The organism is Nonomuraea sp. NPDC050680 (genome assembly GCF_040654555.1).
GTDB lineage: Bacteria > Actinomycetota > Actinomycetes > Streptosporangiales > Streptosporangiaceae > Nonomuraea.
Map to the genome: position 1 here is coordinate 123,510 of NZ_JBFAIF010000023.1, position 17,888 is coordinate 141,397.

Here is a 17,888-nt window from a genome sequence, read left to right on the forward strand (position 1 = left end):
CTCACAAAGCCCGCCCAAGATCGGTTTCACCTGCGGCAACGGAACAGGCAACGAGCCGGTTGACCGGTGAGCGCCCCGAGGGCGATGGTGTGGACGACCGCCATCCGCACGCCCGGGACGAGTTACGGCGGGGCGGCGTGGTCTGGCTGGCCTATGCCGCCGCGGTGCGACACCTGATCCGGCTCGCGGTGCCTGCCGTGGCAGTATTCCTGCCGATCGGCCTGTTCGCGACGTCGGCGCTGGTTGTGCTCGCGGACGGGTCGGCGGCGGTGGTCAACGGCGACTTCGAGCTGATCGGCGCTCCTGGTATGTCCTTGCTGGCGTGGTCGGCGGCGGTGCTGGTCGTCTTGGTGGCCGGACAGGCGGTGGCGCTGCCCGCGACGGTGATGCTCGCCACCGGGCGACTGGTCGGCAAGGACGTCTCGACCTCCGACGCGATGCGGACCGCGGCCCGGCGCTGGCCTGCCACTGCGGTACTCGTCCTGGTCGGCGTGGTGGCGTTCGCGGTGGCTCTGGCGGCCGGGTTCGGCATTCTCATGTGGACCGGGGCGCAGGTCACGGCTTACGCCGTCATGGCGGTCCTGGCCCTGTCCGCGATGCCGTGCCTGCTGGCGGTGGCGCCCATGATCCTGGAGGGCCGGTCCGCGAGGGGCGCGCTCGCTCGCGCTTACCGGCTGACGGCCGGCGCCTCCTGGGCGACGCCGCTCACGCTGGCCTTCGGTGTCGTGCTCTTCCCCGCGCTGGCCGCGAGGGCGGTGAACTGGGCGGCGTCTGGGCTGCCCATCGTGCCGGTCGCGGCCGGTTACCTGCTGGCGCTGGTCACCGTGCCGTTCCAGGCGGCCGTGATCGCGCGCCTGTTCCTGCACCGCCTGGGTGTCAAGGGGACGATCACCGAGTTCGAGAAGATCGTCGACGGTCTGCCGGCGAGCACGCCACGCCGGGCCAGGCGCGGGCCGGTGCTCGCGGCGTTGCTCCTGCCCGGCCTGCTGTACGGCGGAGCTGTGCTGATCAACCCGCTCGGCTGGCTGGAGGTCTCCGAGACGGCCGTCACGGAGGACTGGCCACGCGACCCGGACTCCGAGGTGTCTAAGGATGAGCGTCCGAAGCCGGAGCTTGACAGGTCGGATCTGCAAGCCCTATATGCGGGGCCGGGCGGACGCATGGTCATGCTCATGGACGGCTCGGACGAGGCGAAGCTGCTGACCTGCATGGACAGCAGCTGCGCTCGAACCCGGTTCACCTGGGCCGAGCCGGTCGACGTCGCCGGTGGGTACACAGCGGCCAGCGCCCGGCTGACGGACGGCCGTCTCGTCGTGTCGACGTGGGCGCTGGAGAGAGTGGACGAAGAGGAGCTGAGACGGGACCCCGAGAAATGGCGCGCCCGGCTCGGGCTGCTGATCTGCGACGCGACGGGCTGTGTCCCGGCCCCTGGCGGCAGGCCGATCACGGAGGTGACGCGGTCCGGCCAGTACAGGACGGTCGCCCTGGCGGCACGGCCCGGCGGCGGTCTGCTGGTCGCTCAGCTCCACAGGCTCCCCTTCAGCAAGCGTGACGTCGACAAGGACGGGCTTTCGATCACTACCTGCGATGATCCGGCCTGCACCCGTCCACGCTCCAAGGAGATCGCCAAGCTTCCCGCCGACAGATACAGGTTCGACAGGCGCAGCCTCGTCGCGGGCGTGGGTCCCGACGACCGCCCTGTCATGATGCGCTTCGACCGCGACACCGGCTCGATCTTCGTGATCTCCTGCGACGATCCCGCCTGCGCCCAGGCGCGCGTAGGACAGCCCGTCCGGGAGGTTTCGCCCGATTACTCCGGCCGCGCCCACCGGGACGATACCGCCATGGTGGTCCGGGCTGACGGCCTGCCGCTGATCGCCTACCGGGACGTGAGCGACGGCGCGATCAGGCTGCTGGACTGCCACACCCGCGAGTGCTCGCGAGCCGACACGGCCACGCTGTCCGGACCCGGTCACAACACGGGGTTGGCAATGGTGCTGGACCGGGACGGGCGGGCGCTGGTGGCCTACCAGGACCTCGACCGCGAACGGATCGTCATCGCCGCCTGCTCGGGAACACGCTGCACGCCTACTCCGGTCACGACGATCCAGCGCGGTGGTGGTGACGGCCTGGCCATGGCGCTGGACGGCCACGGTCGGCCGATGATCGCCTGGATGGACGTCTGGAACGACTGGGATCTGGTCGTGACCACGCCGCTCAATCTGCCCTGACCCGCGACAGCCGACTAGGTGATCTCGATGGAGCACGTCGAACGACTGCGCATGGACGGTGTGCCGTTCCGGGGCTATCTGGATGCCGGGCGGCACCTGGTCCGGCTCACGCTGCCCGGTGTGCTGGTGCACGTGCCGCTCGCCGCACTGTCTCTGCTGGCCCTGACAGTGGCGGCCGGCGACTCGGCGGCGCTGGTCAACCAGCGGTTCCAGCTGATCGGGACGTCCGATGCCCCGCTGATGACCTGCACGCTCGTGCTGGCGGCGGTCGCGCTCGCCGGGGAGATCGTGGTGTTCCCCGCGACAGTGATCATCGCCACGGGCCACCTGGCCGACCGGCACGTGTCGCCGGTCGAGGCGCTACGAGCAGCGGTACGACGGTTGCCGTCCCTGCTCGTCCTGCTCCTGATAGCCGCGCTGGCGTTCGGGGCGGTGTGGGCCACGCGAAGCGGCGTGCTGATGGCGACCGACCAGCAGTGGCCGGCCAACGCGGTACTGGTGGTCGCCGCGTACACGGCGATGCCGGGCCTGCTGGCAGTACCCGGCATCCTGCTGTTAGCGCTGGCCGCGCAGCGGAGCGGCGGCCTGGTCGTGGCCTACGCCGACAAGGATCCCGCAGGCGGTGACAGGCCGGCCCACGACCTCGTCTCCTTCATCTTCTGCTCGGACACCACCTGCGCCCGCTCAGAGCCTCGCCAGGTCGCCCGTCTGGAGGCGGGAGTGTATTCCGCCTCCCAGCGCAACCTGGCGGTCGCCATCGGCCCCGGAGAGCGTCCGGTCGCCGCCCGCTACGACCCCGTCACAGGTCAGATCCAGGTGATCTCCTGTCTGGACACCGCCTGCCACTCGCCGAGCGTGGCCAGGCCCGTGCCCCCTGCTCCGACGAACGCCGACAAGCTGCCGTGGACGGCCGGCCTGGCGATGGCGGTGCGCCCCGACGGCCGCCCCGCCATCGCCTACCAGGACCCGCGCGAGCAGGTGAACAAACTGCTCGACTGCCGCACCCCAGACTGCTCTCAGGCCGACATACGCACGCTGGGCGCCGGGGATGAGCACCACGCGGTCCCCGCACTGGTCCTGGACCGGGAGGGGCGCGCGCTGGTGGCGTTCGAGAGTCGTGAACATCAGCGGCTCATGCTCGCCGTCTGCACCGGCAGCCGCTGCGTGAGCATCCCGGTGTCCAAGAGCGGGGGCGGCTTCGGAGAAAGGCTGGCCATGACGCTGAACGTCGCGGGCGACCCGGTGATCGCCTGGGTCGACCACGCGCTCGCGCCGCCCGGCCTCAGCTGGAACCTGCACGTCACCACCCCGCTCAACCTCACGCGCGACGGGACTCCATCCCGGCCGCCCGCGAACGATGTGCCGAGCTGAGGTGGTCACCATGCGCCATGCAGGACCCACGCTCACCGCCGTGCTGCTGCTCGTGGTGTCCACCGCCTGCTCCTCCGCGCCGCCCGCGTCGCCAAGGGACACGCGGTCGCTGGGCGACATGACCGCGGAGCCGCTGGCCTGCGACGGCCTGATCTCCGCCCGTGCCCTACGCATCGTCGTCGGCGCGCTCCCCATCCTGACGACCACCACTGGGCTGCCCGACAAGCGCCTGACCAAGGGCCGCCGCTACACCTCATGCGCCGTCAAGGTCGCCGACGCGCGCGAATGGGCGCTGGACGTCAGCCTGGACGATCCGTTCCGGGGCACCCCCCGGGAACTGGCCGACACCATGGCCTTCGACAAGGGCCGTCCCCTGCGGAAGGAGCTGGGCCCCGGGTACAGCGCCACCGTGCCCGAGGGAAAGGAACCGGCCTTCGCCTACGTGTACGGCTGGACTCCCGGCCACGAACGGCTCCTGTCGATCCGGATCGTCCTGGGGGCGGCCCGCGACTCCGAGGCCGACGCCGTCGAGCTGTTCCGCTATCTCAAGCCGATCATGCTGACCCCGAGGAAGAGCAGATGACAGGCCCTGCCCGCGTGGCGTTCGCCCTGCTGCTGGTGGCGTGCCTGGCCGTGTCGCCGTCCTCGTCCCCTCCGCGCCCTCCCGAGCGCCCCGTCGAACCGCTGGACGTCCTCGGCGACGGGCCGAAGGTGTGCGACGTGATCTCGCGCCGGGCCGTCGAACGCGCCCTGGGCCTGCGGTTCTTCGTCGTCCGTAGGACACCCCTCGACGACGACGGCGACGTGACGTGGGCCTGCGCCGTTCGCTCCCGGCCGGACAGCCACGTCGATCTGCGGATCGAGGTTCACGACCCGTCCGGGCTCACCCTGCGTCGCCTGCGGGACCTCCAGGCCTCGCAGGATCCCCTGCCCGAGGACGCGCTGCCGGGCTTCGTCGAGGGGACCGGATCCCGTGACGCGGGTGCCTGGACGTGGACGCCGAACGGCGGCAGGCTTCTCACGGTCTATTTGCCGGACGGCGATCCGGCAAGAGACTCCGCGGCCGACGCGGCGGAGTTCGCGCGGCAGCTCAAGCCCGTGCTCCTGCTACGGTCATCGCGCGGCCGGCGATGACCGGGACTGATGTGGCCACCGGCAGGTTCAGCGGCACGGATGGTACCGATAGCTGCGACCCGGCGCAGGAAGGCGAGCATGATGCTGCCTCACCTTCGGCGTAACTGTGCGTTTTGGGATCTAGCGTCCCAGCCGGGCGTGGTGGTGGACCTCAGGGTGCGGGACGACGGGGTGGGCCTGGATCCCGCCGACTCCGAGCGGCTGTTCACCCGGTTCGTGGGCCGGGGCTTCGGGCCGAGTCCGCCGAGCCTGCCGACCGCTGAACCGGAGCGGCGCTTCTGACCTGCGAGTCGATGTGGTGATCGGCACGCTCCCAGGAGACGTAAAGGACCACACGCGTCAGGCGGTCAGCCCCCTGCTCGCGGGCCCCTCAAACGCTGTCACGGGGTGCCGGGATCTCTGCTCAGGGTCGCCACTTCTCCTGGTATGCCGCGTGGTCGGCGTACGGAAGGGCGAGCAGGCGAACGACCCCGACCGCCATCGCCTTGGTCGCGTTGCCCTCATCCACGGGGAGGAACTCGGCCTCGGCGACGAACCCCGCCAGCTCATCCAAGATCCGCCGTTTGGCCTCGATCTCGTGCAGCACACGGACCGGAGCGTAGCGGGCCAGATGGGCGGCGATGGCACGCGACTGACCACTGCTCGAAGCTGCGACGGTGTTACCGCCCTCGCCCTCGTCGCCGTCCGACGACCACGGTCCCCGCGATGCGGCAAGCGCTCCCCGCTCGTCTTCGTGGAGCCTGGCACGGAGAAAGGCGATCAGCTCGTACATTTCTGGCTCTCCATGCTCGGGGCTGTCGTCTGCGCCATCGTAGAGCCGAAGGCGGCGACCGCCCTCAGCCAGGTCGGCGATCCGTCGCCCGCGCCGCTGGATCGCCCGCCGGCTGCGCTCGCCGGTGGACTCCGCGGCCACGGGGTCTCAACGACGGTAAAGATTCGGATCCCGGCGGAGTGCCCGCCTGACGCCGACAGCGGCGTGCTCGAGCGTCTGGGAGGCAGTCACAACGGGTGACACACCGCCGAGAAAAGATCAAGAAGGCCGCTTACCCGATTGGGAAGCGGCCTTTGAGCTGGTGGGCGATACTGGGATCGAACCAGTGACCTCTTCGGTGTGAACGAAGCGCTCTCCCGCTGAGCTAATCGCCCGCCCTGCGGCCCCTTGCGGCGCCGACGGGAAAACCATACCGCACTCCGGGACCTGGTGGCGAAGCGGTGGGAGGCGGGGAGGGGATTCGGGGAAAGGGTGCGGATGCCCATCGGCGTGACGGCTCGTTGGCATACCATCGTCGTGTTCCGGTAGGTGCCGATCGTGATCTTTTCTCAAGGAACGTTCTTGGTGGGCCCCCGGAACAGGCTCCACGAACACGCAAAACCCTTGTAAATACGACCCGATTGATGCCGTTTAGCCAGGTAGATGCCTAAATGTCCAGCTGTGATGTGCGTTACAGAAGGGCCTAGGAGCGGAATCTTTCCTACAGGTTTCTTCGTTCCGCGTGATAGCTCAGGACGAAGTCCGTCAGAGCAGTGATAGCCCCGAAGAGGGGACCTTCGACGAAAAGGTTTGGCTGACGATGAACAGCACCACCGTCTCCGCCGAGCTTGGCCTTCGGCTTGTGGTCCCCGACCGTACTACCGTCCCCCTGCTCGCCGGACTGAGTTACACGGCCGACGACCCGTACGCCATCCGCATGGCCTTCCACGTAGGGAACGACGAACCGGTCGAGTGGATCTTTGCCCGTGAGTTGCTGACAGTTGGCATCGTGAGACGCGTCGGCGACGGCGACGTGCAGGTGTGGCCCGCACGCGCCGACGGCGAACGCACCCTGCACATCAGTTTGACCTCGCCGTTCGGCCAGGCACTGTTCGAGGTGCCGCTGGCGCCGCTGACCGAGTTCCTCCACCGCACCTACGAGAAGGTGCCCGCCGGTCGCGAAACCGACTTCATGGACCTCGACGCCGAACTCATCAATATGCTCTGGCCGAGCTGACTCTTTTCGATCTTTTACGGCTGAGCACGGTGGGCCCCACCCGCCGCACAGAGCTGAGCTCTGTCCAGGGGCACGCTCCTCCGGTGGAGGTGGCCGGGCGCCGTGACGTGCGCACTCTTGACCCCGGTCCGGGGATTGGGCCGGGGTCTGTTCCATGCGCCACAGATGACATGACCGTAGATGGTATGTCGGGTTCCTGATGGTTTGCTGGGATTATTGGGCGATCTCCATCAGAGCCGCTTTCATTCTCGTAATCTCGATGCTCTGGCCCGAGTAGACGTCTCTCGCCATGCGCCTCATCGGCTGGTCCGTGCCGGCGGCGAGCTCTTCGCCGGCCATCTTCAGGGCGCCACCGTGGTGTCTGACCATCAGTTGCAGGAACAGGCGGTCGAAGGCGGCCGCGCGGGCCGCCCGCAGGGCGTTCATCTCCTCCAGGGTGGCCATGCCGTAGCCCTCGGGGCCGTGAGAGTGGTCGGCGGGGACCGGGCGGCCGAGGGAAGCGAGCCAGGAGGACATGACGGTGATCTCAGGGCGCTGCGCACTGGCGATCTGCTCGGCGAAGCGGCGTACGGCCGGTGTCGTCGTACGGTCCTTGACCAGGCCGGTCATCTCCAGCGCCTGCCGGTGGTGCGGGATCATGCCCTCGGCGAAGCGGACGTCGGCGGCGGCCGGGGCGGGCGGTGGCTGGCCGAGGCGTTCGCCGGGCGTGGCCGTGCGGGCAGGGGTGCCCGGGCCCTGTGGGACGATCACCGGAGCGTCGGTGCCGATCGCGGACGGCCGCTCCGCCTCCTGGGCGCACGCCGACAGCATGGGCAGCATGAGCGCCGCCAAGACTGCGGCAGCGAGCGCACGCGATCGGAACCTTACTGACATAGCTTCCATAGTGACCCAGGAACGAGAGGGAAGTGCGTGATCTTCGGAAAGGTACGGGTGGCGGCGGCGTGCGCGGCGCTCCTGCTGGCGGCCGCGTGCAGCGCCGGGCCGCAGGGGGATCCGGGAGGGGAGGATCCCTCCGAGGAGACGGTCAGCACCGCCCAGCCGACCGGTGACGCGAAGACGAGCCCGAACGTCAAGCTGGTCGCCCACGTGCCCCGCACGGCTCCGCTCAACGGCGCCATGGACTGGAACACCGACCTGGCCTTCCAGGGCGACTACGCGTACGTGGGCAACTTCGGCGGGTTCTCGATCTACGACATCAGCGACCCGACCAAGCCCAAGACCGTCAGCCAGGTCGCCTGCCCGGCGCAGCAGAACGACGTCTCGATCTACGGCGACCTGCTGATCCTGTCGATCGACGAGCCGCGCAGCGACGAGAGCTGCGCCTCCACGACGAAAAGCCGCGCCTGGGAAGGGCTGCGGATCTTCGACGTCAGCGACAAGAAGAACCCGAAGTACGTCTCGGCCGTCGCGACCGACTGCGGCTCGCACACGCACACGATGATCCCCGACGGGGAGACGCTGTACGTGTACGTGTCCTCGCCCGGCCCCGAGCCGGAGTCGGACACCTGCCCGCCGCCGCACGAACTCCTCCAGGTCGTGGAGATCCCCACCAAGGATCCCAAGGCCGCCAAGGTCGTGGCCCGGCCGAACTTCTTCCCGGACCGGGAGGAGACCGGCGCCGGGTGCCACGACATCACGGCGTACCCGGAGAAGAAGCTGGCCGCGGCCGCCTGCTTCGGTGACGGCGTGCTGCTCGACATCTCCGACCCGGTCAACCCGAAGATGCTCCAGCGGGTACGCGACGAGGAGAACTTCCAGCTCTGGCATTCGGCGACGTTCAACAACGACGCGACCAAGGTGGTGTTCAGCGACGAGCTGGGCGGCGGCTCCGCGCCGACCTGCGACCGGGACACCCCGCGGACCAAGGGCGCGGACGCGATCTACGACCTCACCAACGGGCAGCTGGAACGGCGCGGCTACTTCAAGATCCCGCGCGAGCAGGAGCAGGACGAGAACTGCGTCGCCCACAACGGCTCGCTCCTCCCGGTCCCGGGCAAGGACATCATGGTCCAGTCCTGGTATCAGGGCGGCGTGTCGATCTGGGACTTCACCGACTCCTCGAACGCCAGGGAGATCGGCTACTTCGATCCGCCCGCGTTCAACGGGGTCGCGGGGTCCTGGTCGGCCTACTACTACAACGGCTACATCTACTCCAGTGACATCCGGGGCGGTCTGGACGTCATCGAGATCAAGGATCCGCTGACCGACCCGGCCAAGCAGGTCAAGATGGACGATTTCAACGTCCAGACCCAGAAGTCCTACTGAGGTGCCGTGATGGTCCCCGCCCGCCAATTGCTGTAGGTGGTGGCGAAGGAGGAGGCCAGCCGGATGTTGGCGTTGAGCGCGCGCCAGGACAGGTCGAAGAAGATCGGCCTGTCGCGCGGGTCCAGCTTCAGCTTCCAGGTGAGCTGGGTGTCGGCGAGCTCGTCGACGGTCCACCCGCCGGTGATCTCCGAGATCTTGTCCTGCAGGGCCTGCGGGCCCTTGCTGGTCACCAGCGAGCCGGAGTAGGACCGCCCCTCCGCGCTGATCCGCGGCGTCAGGCTGATCACGTCGAGCAGGGCGCCGATTCCCGCGGTCAAGGGGAGCATCTCGGCGAAGTAGAGCGCCCCCGACGCCTCCTTGCCCTTCACCGGCTTGCCGTCCAGGAAGACCGCCGGTGTGTCGGAGCTCTCTATGACGACCACCTGCCGGCTGTCGCCGACCGACTCGACCCGCATGTCGAAGTCCGTGGTGGTGCCATCGCTCGCGCCGAACACGAGCCGGCCCCGAGCCTCGCCGGCGTAGGCGCTCTCGCTCAGGCCGCCCGAGTAGGTGAAGTCGGCCAGCGGCGTCACGATGGTCGCCGCCTCCATGGCCGCTACCAGCTCCGCGCGCTTGGCCGGAGGCGGAGGGACCGCGGACTCGGCCGTGCCGGTGGGAGACGACGGCGTACCGGTGGCGGCGGCCGGGGTCGCGATGGGCGTACGGCCGGTCGCCCGCTCCCAGAGCAGCACCCCGCTGACCAGCAGTCCCGTCGCCGCGAGGCCCGCGCCGGCCAGCATCTTCCTGCGCGCCATCAGCGCCCGCACAGTGCCGAGGGCCGGCAGCGGCCCGGCCACCAAGGTGTCGGCGGCCGCCAGCGCGCCCTGTTCGAGCACGTCGGCCTCTTCCGAGCGCCACTCCTCGCCGAGCAGCTCCAGCAGGACGCCGCGGGCCGTGGGCCGGGCCGCGGGGTCCTTCGCCAGGCAACGCGCCACGATCCCGCGCAGCGGCTCGGCCAGATCGCCCAGGTCGGGCTCGCCCTGCAGGATCCGGTAGGCGACCGCGGCGATCGTGTCCCCACCGAACGGCGCCTGCCCGGTGGCCGCGTACGCCATCGTGGAGCCCCAGGCGAACATGTCGGCGGGCGCCCCGACGGGCCCGTCGCCGAACTGCTCGGGCGCCATGTAGCGAGGCGTCCCGGCCAGCCCGCTCTTGGTCGCGGTGAGCCCGGCGAGCCGGGCGATGCCGAAGTCGATGACCCGCGGCCCGTCCTGGGCCATCAGCACGTTGCCCGGCTTGAAGTCGCGGTGCACCACGCCCGCCCGGTGGATGGCGGTCAGCGCGGTGACCGTGCCGATGGCCAGGCGGGTGAGGGGCGTGCCGCGCAGGGGCGCGACCTCCTCCAAGGAGGGGCCGTCGATGTACTCGCTCACGACGTAGGGCGGGTCGTGGTCGAGGTCGGCGGTGATCACCCGGGCCGTGCAGAATTCGGCGACCTGCCTGGCGGCGGCGAGCTCCCGCTGCGCCGTGCGATCGACGCCGCCCGCCATGCCGCCCGCCATCACCTTGATCGCCACCCGCTCGCCACCCGGCTTCTCGGCCAGGTAGACCACGCCCTGCCCGCCCTGCCCGAGCCGGCCCACGATCAGATAGCCGCCGAGCCGCAGCGGGTCGCCCGGCCGGGGTTTGTCGACGGCCATCTGCTCAGGGGTTGAGGTCGGCGGCGGCGCGCTCGGCGAAGATCCGCATCGCCTTCGCGGTGATCGGTCCAGGGGCCACCGGCAGCTCGGTCTCGTCGACGAGCCTGATCGGCTGGATGTCGCGGGTGGTGGAGGTCAGGAACGCCTCCTCGGCGGTGTAGAGGGCGGACAGCGGTACGTCGGTCTCCTCGCCGCCGCACCATTGCAGCACCAGCGCCCTGGTGACGCCGGCCAGGCAGCCGGAGTCGAGGGTCGGGGTGAGCAGCCGCCCGTCGCGGACGATGAAGATGTTGGAGCCGGTGCCCTCGCACAGGTTGCCCGCGAGGTTGCCGAAGATGGCCTCGCCGCCGCCGCGCGCCTTGGCGTGGGCCAGGGCCTTGGCGTTGTCGCCGTAGGAGGTGCTCTTGACGCCGGCCAGGGCGCCGTTCTCGTTGCGCGGCCAGGGGACGACGGTGACGTTGGCGGTGCCGGGGAACGGCTTCTGCTCGTCGACGATCACGATCGAGGTGGTGCCCTGGTCACCGCGGTCGGAGCCGAGGGGGCCCGGACCGCTGGTGTAGGTGATGCGGATGCGGCCGAGCGGCCAGTCGGGGGCGGCGGCCAGGCACTTGCCGACGCCGTCCTCGATGGACCCGAGGTCGGGCTCGGGCAGGTCCATACGCTGGGCCGACAGCGCGAGCCGGTCGAGGTGCCTGGTGAGCGCGAACGCCTCGCCGTGCACGATCTTGATGGTCTCGAAGACTCCGTCGCCGACCATCAGCCCATGGTCGAACACCGAGACGGTCGCCTGCGCGGGGTCGAGCAGTTCCCCGTTGACCCAGACAGGGATGGTCATCTATTTCCTCCTGAGGATGCCAGTGCGATGAGCCTGGACGCCTTCAGCTCGGTCTCGAGCCATTCACGCCGGGGATCGCTGCCCCAGGTTATGCCCGCGCCCGTGCCGAAGCGGATCTCGCCTGCTTCGATCCAGAACGTACGGATGCCCACGGCCAGCGCCGCCCGTCGACGGTCGGCGTCGACCCAGCCCACGGCCCCACAGTACGGCCCGCGCGGCTCCGGTTCGAGCTCATTGATGATGCGCAACGCGGACGACTTGGGCGCGCCGGTGACCGAGCCGGGCGGGAAGGTCGCCGCGAACAGCTCCGGCCAGCCCGCTCCCGGCGCCAGCCTGGCCCGTACGGTGGACACGAGGTGGACCAGCCCGGGATGCTCCTCGACGGCGCAGAGCGAGGGCACCTCGACGGAGCCGACGGCGGCGATCCGGCCGAGGTCGTTGCGGACCAGGTCGACGATCATGACATTCTCAGCGTAGTCCTTCTCCAGCAGGTCGTCCGCTGTCGCGCCCGTGCCCTTGATCGGTCTTGACTCGATCAGGTCCTCCTCGCGTGACAGATACAGCTCGGGCGAGGCCGACACCACGCTCAGTCCGGGCACCTGGACGACGGCGGCGTAGGGGGCCGGGTTGCCGGTGGCCAGGCGGGCGGCCAGGGCCAGCGGGTCGGCGTCGTGGGGCAGCGGCGCGGTCAGGACGCGGCAGAGGTTGGCCTGGTAGACCTCGCCCTGCTCGATGTAATGGCGGATGGTCTGGACCCCGCGCTCGTAGGCGGCCTGGTCGAGGGAGCTGTGCCACCGGTCGGGGGCGGGGCCGTGCCACGGGGTCCTTGGGGTGGGCAGGGGCGCCTGGCGTACGTGGTCGAAGCGGGCGCACGTCACCTTGCCCTCTTTTTCGACGCCCTCGTAGTCGACCACCACAGCCCACCAGCCGTCGCCGTCGAGCGCGGCCAGGTCGGTCGTCAGGTCGCGCAGGCCGGTGGCGAGGAGGTTGCCTACGGAGGCGAAGCCGTCGTACACACCTGCCATTCTCCCAGCAATCGGACGAACTCCCGCGCGGACGGCAGCGGCACGTCGGGCAGGGCCGCGTACACCTTGCGTGCCGGGACCAACCCCCTCAGAGGCCGCAACACCAGATCCGCCGGTACGGCCCGCGCCGCGAGCTCCGGCACCAGCGTCACCCCGAGCCCGGCGGCGACACAGCCGAACTTGCCCGTCCATTCGGCCACCCGCAGCCCGCTGCGCGGCGTGAACCCGGCGGCGGCGCAGGCGGTGACGAGCAGCGTCGGCTGCCCGCGCGGCGCGGCCTCGATCCACGTCTCGTCGGCCAGGTCGCGCAGGTCCACGTCGGGCTCGGCGGCCAGCCGGTGCGCCCGCGGCAGCGCCACCAGCAGCCGGTCCTCGCGCAGCGGCACGATCCGGCCGCCGTCGGCGGGCAGCCCGGCGGGATAGTCGCTGATCACCGCGACGTCCAGCGCGCCCGCCTGCAGCCGCTCCATCAGCCGCGTCGTCAGCCCCTCGACCAGCCGCAGCCCGACCTCCGGCCGGCGCTCGGCGAACCGTTTGAGCGTCACGGGCACGAGATCGACGTTGGCTGTGGCGAACGCGCCCACCCGCAGCGTGCCGCCGCTGCCGCGGTGGATCGCGGCCAGCTCCTCGCTCGCGCGCTCCAGCCGGTCGAGCACGGCGACGGCGTGCCGGTGCAGCGCCACTCCCGCCGGTGTCAGCCGTACGCCCCTGGCCAGCCGTTCGAAGAGCGGCCCACCGGTGGCCCGCTCAAGGGCGGCGATCCGCCGCGAGACGGCCGACTGGGTGTATCCGAGCAGCTCGGCGGCGGCGGTGAACGAGCCGCTCTTGGCCACTTCATCGAAGAGGCGGAGCGCGCCGGTGTCGAAGGCATTCATGTCTGTCATGGCTGACATGCAATCTAGTCGGTGGTGGAATGCCTCGCATGTCAGTTAACTGGGGAACGTGATTGCATTTCTCGGACAGGGACGCATGGGCGTCCCCATGGCCCGGCGGCTCAGTGAGGCCGGGCATCAGGTGACGACATGGCGGCGCGGGACCGGTGTCCCGGTCGCCGAGGCGGTCGACGGGGCGGATCTGGTTCTCACGATGCTGCGTGACCCGGCCGCCGTGCGCGAGGTGCTGACGGCCGCGCTGCCGGGGCTGCGGCCCGACGCGACGGTGGTGGAGATGTCCACGATCGGCCCGGAGGCGGTGCGGGAGCTGCGCGCGCTGCTGCCCGCCTCCGTCAAGCTGGTGGACGCGCCCGTCCTGGGCAGCGTCGGTCCCGCGGCCGACGGCACGCTGACCGTGCTGGCGGGCGGTGATCTGGCGGGCGTGCGCGAGGTGCTGTCGGTGTTCGGCACGGTGCGCGAGTGCGGGCCGCCGGGGGCGGGCGCGGCGATGAAGCTCGCCGTCATGAGCGCCCTCGTGCCGGCGCAGGTGCTGCTGGCGGAGACGTACGCGTACGGAGAGGCGCACGGGGTGGACCGCGACGCCCTGGCCGAGGTGCTGTCGGGCACCCCGCTGGGCGTCCTCGCGGAACGCCTGCGGACGCCCACCCCCGAGACCCGCTACGCGCTCGGCCTGGCGGCCAAGGACCTGACGCTGGCGGCCTGGCCGGGCGCCACCCTGGCCACCGCGGCCCGCGCACGCCTGCAGGAGGCCGAGGCGGCCGGGCTCGGCGAGCACGACGTGACGGCGATCGCCGCCCACGTCGGCGGGCGGCCCGCGCACCGGGCCGTGCCGATCAACCCCGCGACGGTTCCGGCCACGAACGGCTTCTACTCCCATGCCGTACGGGTGGGCGACATGCTGTACGTCTCCGGGCAGGCGGCCTTCGACTCGAGCGGGCAGATCGTCGGGGAGGGGGACATGGCGGCTCAGGCCGAGCATGTGTTCCAGTGCCTGGGGCGGATTCTCGCCGATCAGGGGGCGGGGTTCGAGGACGTGGCGTTCCTCCGGACGTACCTCACGAACATGGACGATCGAGTGGCGTACGGGCAGGTGCGCCGCAAGTACTTCCCGGGGACGCCGCCCGCGAGCACGACCGTGGAGGTGTCGAAGCTGTTCATGCCGGGGCTGCTACTGGAGATGGACGCGATCGTCGCACTGCCGTAGTGCGCGCATGGCGAAAAATTACGCCAGGAGGCCTGTGACGGATTCGGCGGCGGCGACCACGCCGCCGTCGGCGACCAGGCGGACGGCGTACTCGATCTCCGGCGCCAGGAAGCGGTCGGGGCCGGGCCCCGGGACGGTCTCGCGCAGCGCCTTGACCACCGCGCCGGTGGCGGGTGCCGGCTCCAGCGGGGCGCGCAGGTCGAGGGCGCGGGCGGCAGTGAGCACCTCTACGGCCAGCACCCGGGTGAGGCCGTCGACCGACTTGCGCAGCTTGCGGGCCGCCGACCAGCCCATCGAGACGTGGTCCTCCTGCATGGCGGAGCTGGGGATCGAGTCCACGCTGGCGGGTGCCGCGAGCCGCTTGAGCTCGGAGACGATGGCCGCCTGGGTGTACTGGGCGATCATGTGGCCGGAGTCGACACCGGGGTCGTCGGCCAGGAACGCCGGCAGGCCGTGGTTGCGCGCCACGTCCAGGAAGCGGTCGGTGCGGCGTTCGGACATCGAGGCCAGGTCGGCGGCGACGATGGCCAGGAAGTCCAGTACGTAGGCGACGGGGGCGCCGTGGAAGTTGCCGTTGGACTCGACGCGGCCGTCGGAGAGCACGGCGGGGTTGTCCACGGCGCTGGCCAGCTCCCAGGTGGCCACGTTCGCGGCGTGGGCGATCGTGTCGCGGGCGGCTCCGGCCACCTGGGGGGCGCAGCGCAGGGAGTAGGCGTCCTGGACGCGGGTGCAGGCGGCCGGGTCGCGGTGGCTCGCCATGATGCCCGAGTTATCCAGAATTTTCGTCATGTTGGCGGCGGAGAGCGCCTGGCCGGGCTGCGGCCGCAGCGCCTGCAGCTCGGGGGCGAAGACGCGGTCGGTGCCCAGCAACCCCTCGACGCTCATCGCGGCGCTCACGTCGGCGGTCCTGACGAGCCTGGTCAGGTCGTCGATGGCCAGGATGAGCATGCCGAGCATGCCGTCCGTGCCGTTGATGAGCGCGAGACCCTCCTTGGCGGCCAGCTCGACGGGCTCGATGCCCGCCTGCTTGAGCGCCTCTTCCGCTGCGGTGATATTTCCGTACTCATCCCGTACGACGCCCTCGCCCATCAGCGTGAGCGCCACGTGCGCCAGCGGCGCCAGATCGCCCGAGCAGCCGAGGCTGCCGTACTCGTGCACGACCGGCGTGATGCCCGAGCTGATGAGCGCGGCCAGCGTCTTCGCGGTGGTCGGCCGGATGCCGGTGTGGCCGGTGGCCAGCGTGTGCAGGCGAAGCAGCATGAGCGCGCGCACCACCTCGGTCTCGACCTCCGGACCGTTGCCCGCGGCGTGGCTGCGGACCAGCGAGCGCTGGAGCTGGGCGCGCAGAGCCGGGTCGATGTGCCGCGTGGCCAGGGCCCCGAACCCGGTCGAGATCCCGTAGGCGGGGACCGGGCTCTCGGCCAGCTCGTCGACCAGCTGCCGGGCCGCGGAGATCGCGGCGATGGCGTCGTCGGTGAGCTGTACGGGGGCGCCGTGACGGGCCACCCGGATGACGTCGTCGAAGGTGAGGGGCTCTGGACCGACGTTCACGACTCCGTTGTCGCGCATGATGTGACTCTCCCGCTTAGGTAACCTGCGTATGCGATGTTAGCTCCTTACCGGAGAACAAGGCGGCCAGCCCTTCCTTGCCCTCGTCGGTCAGCGTCACCGCCCGTGGAACGGCCGCCGGCCGGTACCAGCCGTGCTCGAACAGCGCCCCGGTCACCGCCGCGCCGAGAGCCCCGCCGAGATGGGCCCGGCGCTCAGTCCAGTCCAGGCATTCCGGAGCGAACCGCCGCCTGGTCTTCCGTACCCCCGCCACGTCCACCCCGAGCCCCGCCAGCAGCCGCTCCCCCTTGTCCGTTACCTCCTGGTTCACCAAGAAACCGCCCTGGACCAGCTGGTCGAACAGCGCCACACCGGCCCGCCCGGCCAGATGGTCGTAGCACGTACGCGCCTCCTCCAGCTGCCTGGCCTGGCGCGACTGGCGCAGGGACCGGATGGGCGGCCGGGTGCTCACCCTGGCGAGCACCTCCAGCACCTCGGCGACCTCGTGGCCGGCCAGGCGGTAGTAGCGGTGGCGGCCCTGCCGTACGACGTCGACGAGCCGCCCGTCGAGCAGGCGGGACAGGTGCGCGCTCGCGGTGGCGGCGCTCACGCCGGAGAGCCTGGCGAGCTCCCCGGCGGCCAGCGCGCGACCGCCCAGCAGCGCGGTGAGAATGGCCGCCCTGGTGGGATCGGCTATGAGCGCCGCGACGGGCGCGATGTCGGAATCGTGGGCGATGTGTTCGGCGGCCATACTTGACGCTAACCCACGGACATTTCGCCGGCCGCCGAAGCATCGCCCCCTTCGCCGCGGCCGGCGCCCGGTTAGGCTGCGGGTGAGCCTAGCCAGGAGGTTCCGTTGGCAGTCCCGTCCACAGCAGGAACCGGCGCATCGGCGGTGGGAGCCGGCGTCGCGCTCGTCACCGGAGCGTCCCGCGGCCTGGGCGCCGTGATCGCCCGCAGGTTAGGCGCCGACGGCCACACCGTGGCCGTCAACTACCACTCCGACCACGAGAACGCCCACCGTGTGGCCGCCGACATCCGCGCCACTGGTGGATCCGCGGAGGCGTTCGCGGGGGACGTCACCGACGAGTCCGCGACGGCCGAGTTGGTCGCCCAGGTCACCGACCGGCTAGGCCCCGTGGAGGTGCTGGTCCTCAACGCGACGGGCCCCCAGCCGAAGGTCGCGTTCGAGGATCTCACCTGGCAGACGCACCTGGACCAGCTCCGCTTCTTCGTCAAGAGCCCCACGCTCCTCATCCAGGCGGCCCTGCCGGGCATGAAGGCACGGGGCCGGGGGCGCGTGATCCAGATCGGCTCGGACATCGTGGATCGCGCCCTACCCGGCATGTCCGCCTACATCGCCGCAAAGGCCGCCCAGCACGAGCTCACCCGGGCATGGGCGCGCGAGCTGGGACCGTACGGCGTCACGGTGAACCTCGTCGCGCCCGGCTTCATCCCCGTCGAACGGCATGCCGAGATCGGCGCTGAGGAGCTGGCGACGTACCGGGCGCAGGTCCCGCTCGGCCGGATGGGCACGCCTGACGACGTGGCGGGCGCGGTGTCCTTCCTGGCCTCGGAGGCGGCGGCGTTCGTCACGGGCGAACGCATCACCGTCAACGGCGGCCACACCATCGGCTGACCCGAAGCCCGAGGCGCTCGGCGACGGCGCCGAGCTCCACCGCGCCGCCGTCGCGCCCTCCAGACGCGACCACGCT

The 17,888-nt window shown here is 70.7% G+C and carries 17 protein-coding genes and 1 tRNA gene; 9 read left to right on the plus strand and 9 right to left on the minus strand.

Annotated elements, in window-relative coordinates; genetic code table 11:
- Nucleotides 1–59 precede the first annotated feature (59 nt).
- From AB0H88_RS44070 to AB0H88_RS44090, 5 genes are all read left to right on the plus strand, one after another.
- Complete coding sequence (locus tag AB0H88_RS44070; protein ID WP_357654827.1) at nucleotides 60–2,231, plus strand: hypothetical protein; 2,172 nt, start codon at nucleotides 60–62, stop codon at nucleotides 2,229–2,231.
- Nucleotides 2,232–2,258: 27 nt separating this feature from the next.
- The gene (locus AB0H88_RS44075) at nucleotides 2,259–3,602 is read left to right on the plus strand and encodes a hypothetical protein (RefSeq protein ID WP_357654829.1); all 1,344 of its coding nucleotides are present in this window, start codon (nucleotides 2,259–2,261) and stop codon (nucleotides 3,600–3,602) included.
- Nucleotides 3,603–3,612: 10 nt separating this feature from the next.
- On the plus strand, nucleotides 3,613–4,185 hold the full coding sequence (locus AB0H88_RS44080) for a hypothetical protein (RefSeq protein WP_357654830.1): 573 nt from the start codon (nucleotides 3,613–3,615) through the stop codon (nucleotides 4,183–4,185).
- The gene (locus AB0H88_RS44085; protein WP_357654832.1) at nucleotides 4,182–4,736 is read left to right on the plus strand and encodes a hypothetical protein; all 555 of its coding nucleotides are present in this window, start codon (nucleotides 4,182–4,184) and stop codon (nucleotides 4,734–4,736) included. The genes AB0H88_RS44080 and AB0H88_RS44085 overlap by 4 nt, the downstream gene beginning before the upstream one ends.
- A gap of 138 nt (nucleotides 4,737–4,874) precedes the next feature.
- Complete coding sequence (locus AB0H88_RS44090) at nucleotides 4,875–5,018, plus strand: ATP-binding protein (protein WP_357654834.1); 144 nt, start codon at nucleotides 4,875–4,877, stop codon at nucleotides 5,016–5,018.
- Between the two features lie 121 nt (nucleotides 5,019–5,139).
- Here AB0H88_RS44090 and AB0H88_RS44095 read toward each other — a convergent pair whose 3' ends face one another.
- Both AB0H88_RS44095 and AB0H88_RS44100 read right to left on the minus strand, forming a co-directional pair.
- Nucleotides 5,140–5,508 (minus strand): DUF6221 family protein, encoded by a 369-nt coding sequence (locus AB0H88_RS44095; RefSeq protein ID WP_357654836.1) that lies wholly within the window; start codon nucleotides 5,506–5,508, stop codon nucleotides 5,140–5,142.
- 299 nt (nucleotides 5,509–5,807) lie between these two features.
- A tRNA-Val gene (locus tag AB0H88_RS44100) sits at nucleotides 5,808–5,882 on the minus strand.
- A 425-nt stretch (nucleotides 5,883–6,307) separates the two neighbouring features.
- On the opposite strand from AB0H88_RS44100, the gene AB0H88_RS44105 reads away from it, so the two are divergent.
- Nucleotides 6,308–6,724, plus strand: a complete 417-nt coding sequence (locus tag AB0H88_RS44105; protein ID WP_357654837.1) for an SsgA family sporulation/cell division regulator — start codon at nucleotides 6,308–6,310, stop codon at nucleotides 6,722–6,724.
- Between the two features lie 213 nt (nucleotides 6,725–6,937).
- Here AB0H88_RS44105 and AB0H88_RS44110 read toward each other — a convergent pair whose 3' ends face one another.
- On the minus strand, nucleotides 6,938–7,597 hold the full coding sequence (locus tag AB0H88_RS44110) for a DUF305 domain-containing protein (protein ID WP_357654839.1): 660 nt from the start codon (nucleotides 7,595–7,597) through the stop codon (nucleotides 6,938–6,940).
- Between the two features lie 36 nt (nucleotides 7,598–7,633).
- Here AB0H88_RS44110 and AB0H88_RS44115 point away from each other — a divergent pair, with 36 nt between their 5' ends.
- Nucleotides 7,634–8,989, plus strand: a complete 1,356-nt coding sequence (locus AB0H88_RS44115) for a hypothetical protein (protein WP_357654841.1) — start codon at nucleotides 7,634–7,636, stop codon at nucleotides 8,987–8,989.
- Here AB0H88_RS44115 and AB0H88_RS44120 read toward each other — a convergent pair.
- Genes AB0H88_RS44120 through AB0H88_RS44135 form a run of 4 tightly spaced genes read right to left on the minus strand, consistent with a single transcriptional unit; the run spans nucleotide 8,983 to nucleotide 13,412 of the window.
- Nucleotides 8,983–10,668: a protein kinase gene (locus AB0H88_RS44120; protein ID WP_357654843.1), complete on the minus strand. Its 1,686-nt coding sequence runs from the start codon at nucleotides 10,666–10,668 to the stop codon at nucleotides 8,983–8,985. The genes AB0H88_RS44115 and AB0H88_RS44120 overlap by 7 nt on opposite strands.
- A gap of 4 nt (nucleotides 10,669–10,672) precedes the next feature.
- A complete protein-coding gene (locus AB0H88_RS44125; protein WP_357654845.1) occupies nucleotides 10,673–11,503 on the minus strand; it encodes an aminotransferase class IV in 831 nt (276 codons plus the stop codon).
- A complete protein-coding gene (locus tag AB0H88_RS44130) occupies nucleotides 11,500–12,528 on the minus strand; it encodes a chorismate-binding protein (RefSeq protein WP_357654847.1) in 1,029 nt (342 codons plus the stop codon). Before AB0H88_RS44130 ends, AB0H88_RS44125 begins: the two co-directional genes overlap by 4 nt.
- Entirely contained in the window at nucleotides 12,495–13,412 is a 918-nt protein-coding gene (locus AB0H88_RS44135) for a LysR family transcriptional regulator (RefSeq protein ID WP_357654849.1), read from the minus strand. Before AB0H88_RS44135 ends, AB0H88_RS44130 begins: the two co-directional genes overlap by 34 nt.
- A gap of 58 nt (nucleotides 13,413–13,470) precedes the next feature.
- Here AB0H88_RS44135 and AB0H88_RS44140 point away from each other — a divergent pair, with 58 nt between their 5' ends.
- Nucleotides 13,471–14,625 (plus strand): Rid family hydrolase, encoded by a 1,155-nt coding sequence (locus tag AB0H88_RS44140; RefSeq protein ID WP_357654851.1) that lies wholly within the window; start codon nucleotides 13,471–13,473, stop codon nucleotides 14,623–14,625.
- 18 nt (nucleotides 14,626–14,643) lie between these two features.
- Here the strand turns inward: AB0H88_RS44140 and hutH are convergent, their stop codons facing one another.
- Nucleotides 14,644–16,194 carry a histidine ammonia-lyase gene (gene hutH, locus AB0H88_RS44145; RefSeq protein WP_357654853.1) on the minus strand — a complete coding sequence of 517 codons (1,551 nt, stop codon included), beginning with the start codon at nucleotides 16,192–16,194 and terminating at the stop codon, nucleotides 14,644–14,646.
- 16 nt (nucleotides 16,195–16,210) lie between these two features.
- Nucleotides 16,211–16,924 carry a helix-turn-helix transcriptional regulator gene (locus tag AB0H88_RS44150; protein WP_357654855.1) on the minus strand — a complete coding sequence of 238 codons (714 nt, stop codon included), beginning with the start codon at nucleotides 16,922–16,924 and terminating at the stop codon, nucleotides 16,211–16,213.
- 105 nt (nucleotides 16,925–17,029) lie between these two features.
- Between AB0H88_RS44150 and AB0H88_RS44155 the strand changes: the two genes are divergently transcribed.
- The gene (locus AB0H88_RS44155) at nucleotides 17,030–17,812 is read left to right on the plus strand and encodes an SDR family oxidoreductase (protein ID WP_357654857.1); all 783 of its coding nucleotides are present in this window, start codon (nucleotides 17,030–17,032) and stop codon (nucleotides 17,810–17,812) included.
- Nucleotides 17,813–17,888 lie beyond the last annotated feature (76 nt).

What these genes read in the sequence shown, in the direction of transcription:
- AB0H88_RS44150 (WP_357654855.1), bottom strand. Translation starts at nt 16,924, where the DNA reads ATGGCCGCCGAACACATCGCCCACGATTCCGACATCGCGCCCGTCGCG.
- AB0H88_RS44075 (WP_357654829.1), top strand. Translation starts at nt 2,259, where the DNA reads ATGGAGCACGTCGAACGACTGCGCATGGACGGTGTGCCGTTCCGGGGC.
- AB0H88_RS44110 (WP_357654839.1), bottom strand. Translation starts at nt 7,597, where the DNA reads ATGTCAGTAAGGTTCCGATCGCGTGCGCTCGCTGCCGCAGTCTTGGCG.
- AB0H88_RS44130 (WP_357654847.1), bottom strand. Translation starts at nt 12,528, where the DNA reads ATGGCAGGTGTGTACGACGGCTTCGCCTCCGTAGGCAACCTCCTCGCC.
- AB0H88_RS44125 (WP_357654845.1), bottom strand. Translation starts at nt 11,503, where the DNA reads ATGACCATCCCTGTCTGGGTCAACGGGGAACTGCTCGACCCCGCGCAG.
- AB0H88_RS44095 (WP_357654836.1), bottom strand. Translation starts at nt 5,508, where the DNA reads ATGTACGAGCTGATCGCCTTTCTCCGTGCCAGGCTCCACGAAGACGAG.
- AB0H88_RS44085 (WP_357654832.1), top strand. Translation starts at nt 4,182, where the DNA reads ATGACAGGCCCTGCCCGCGTGGCGTTCGCCCTGCTGCTGGTGGCGTGC.
- hutH (WP_357654853.1), bottom strand. Translation starts at nt 16,194, where the DNA reads ATGCGCGACAACGGAGTCGTGAACGTCGGTCCAGAGCCCCTCACCTTC.
- AB0H88_RS44120 (WP_357654843.1), bottom strand. Translation starts at nt 10,668, where the DNA reads ATGGCCGTCGACAAACCCCGGCCGGGCGACCCGCTGCGGCTCGGCGGC.
- AB0H88_RS44105 (WP_357654837.1), top strand. Translation starts at nt 6,308, where the DNA reads ATGAACAGCACCACCGTCTCCGCCGAGCTTGGCCTTCGGCTTGTGGTC.
- AB0H88_RS44080 (WP_357654830.1), top strand. Translation starts at nt 3,613, where the DNA reads ATGCGCCATGCAGGACCCACGCTCACCGCCGTGCTGCTGCTCGTGGTG.
- AB0H88_RS44135 (WP_357654849.1), bottom strand. Translation starts at nt 13,412, where the DNA reads ATGACAGACATGAATGCCTTCGACACCGGCGCGCTCCGCCTCTTCGAT.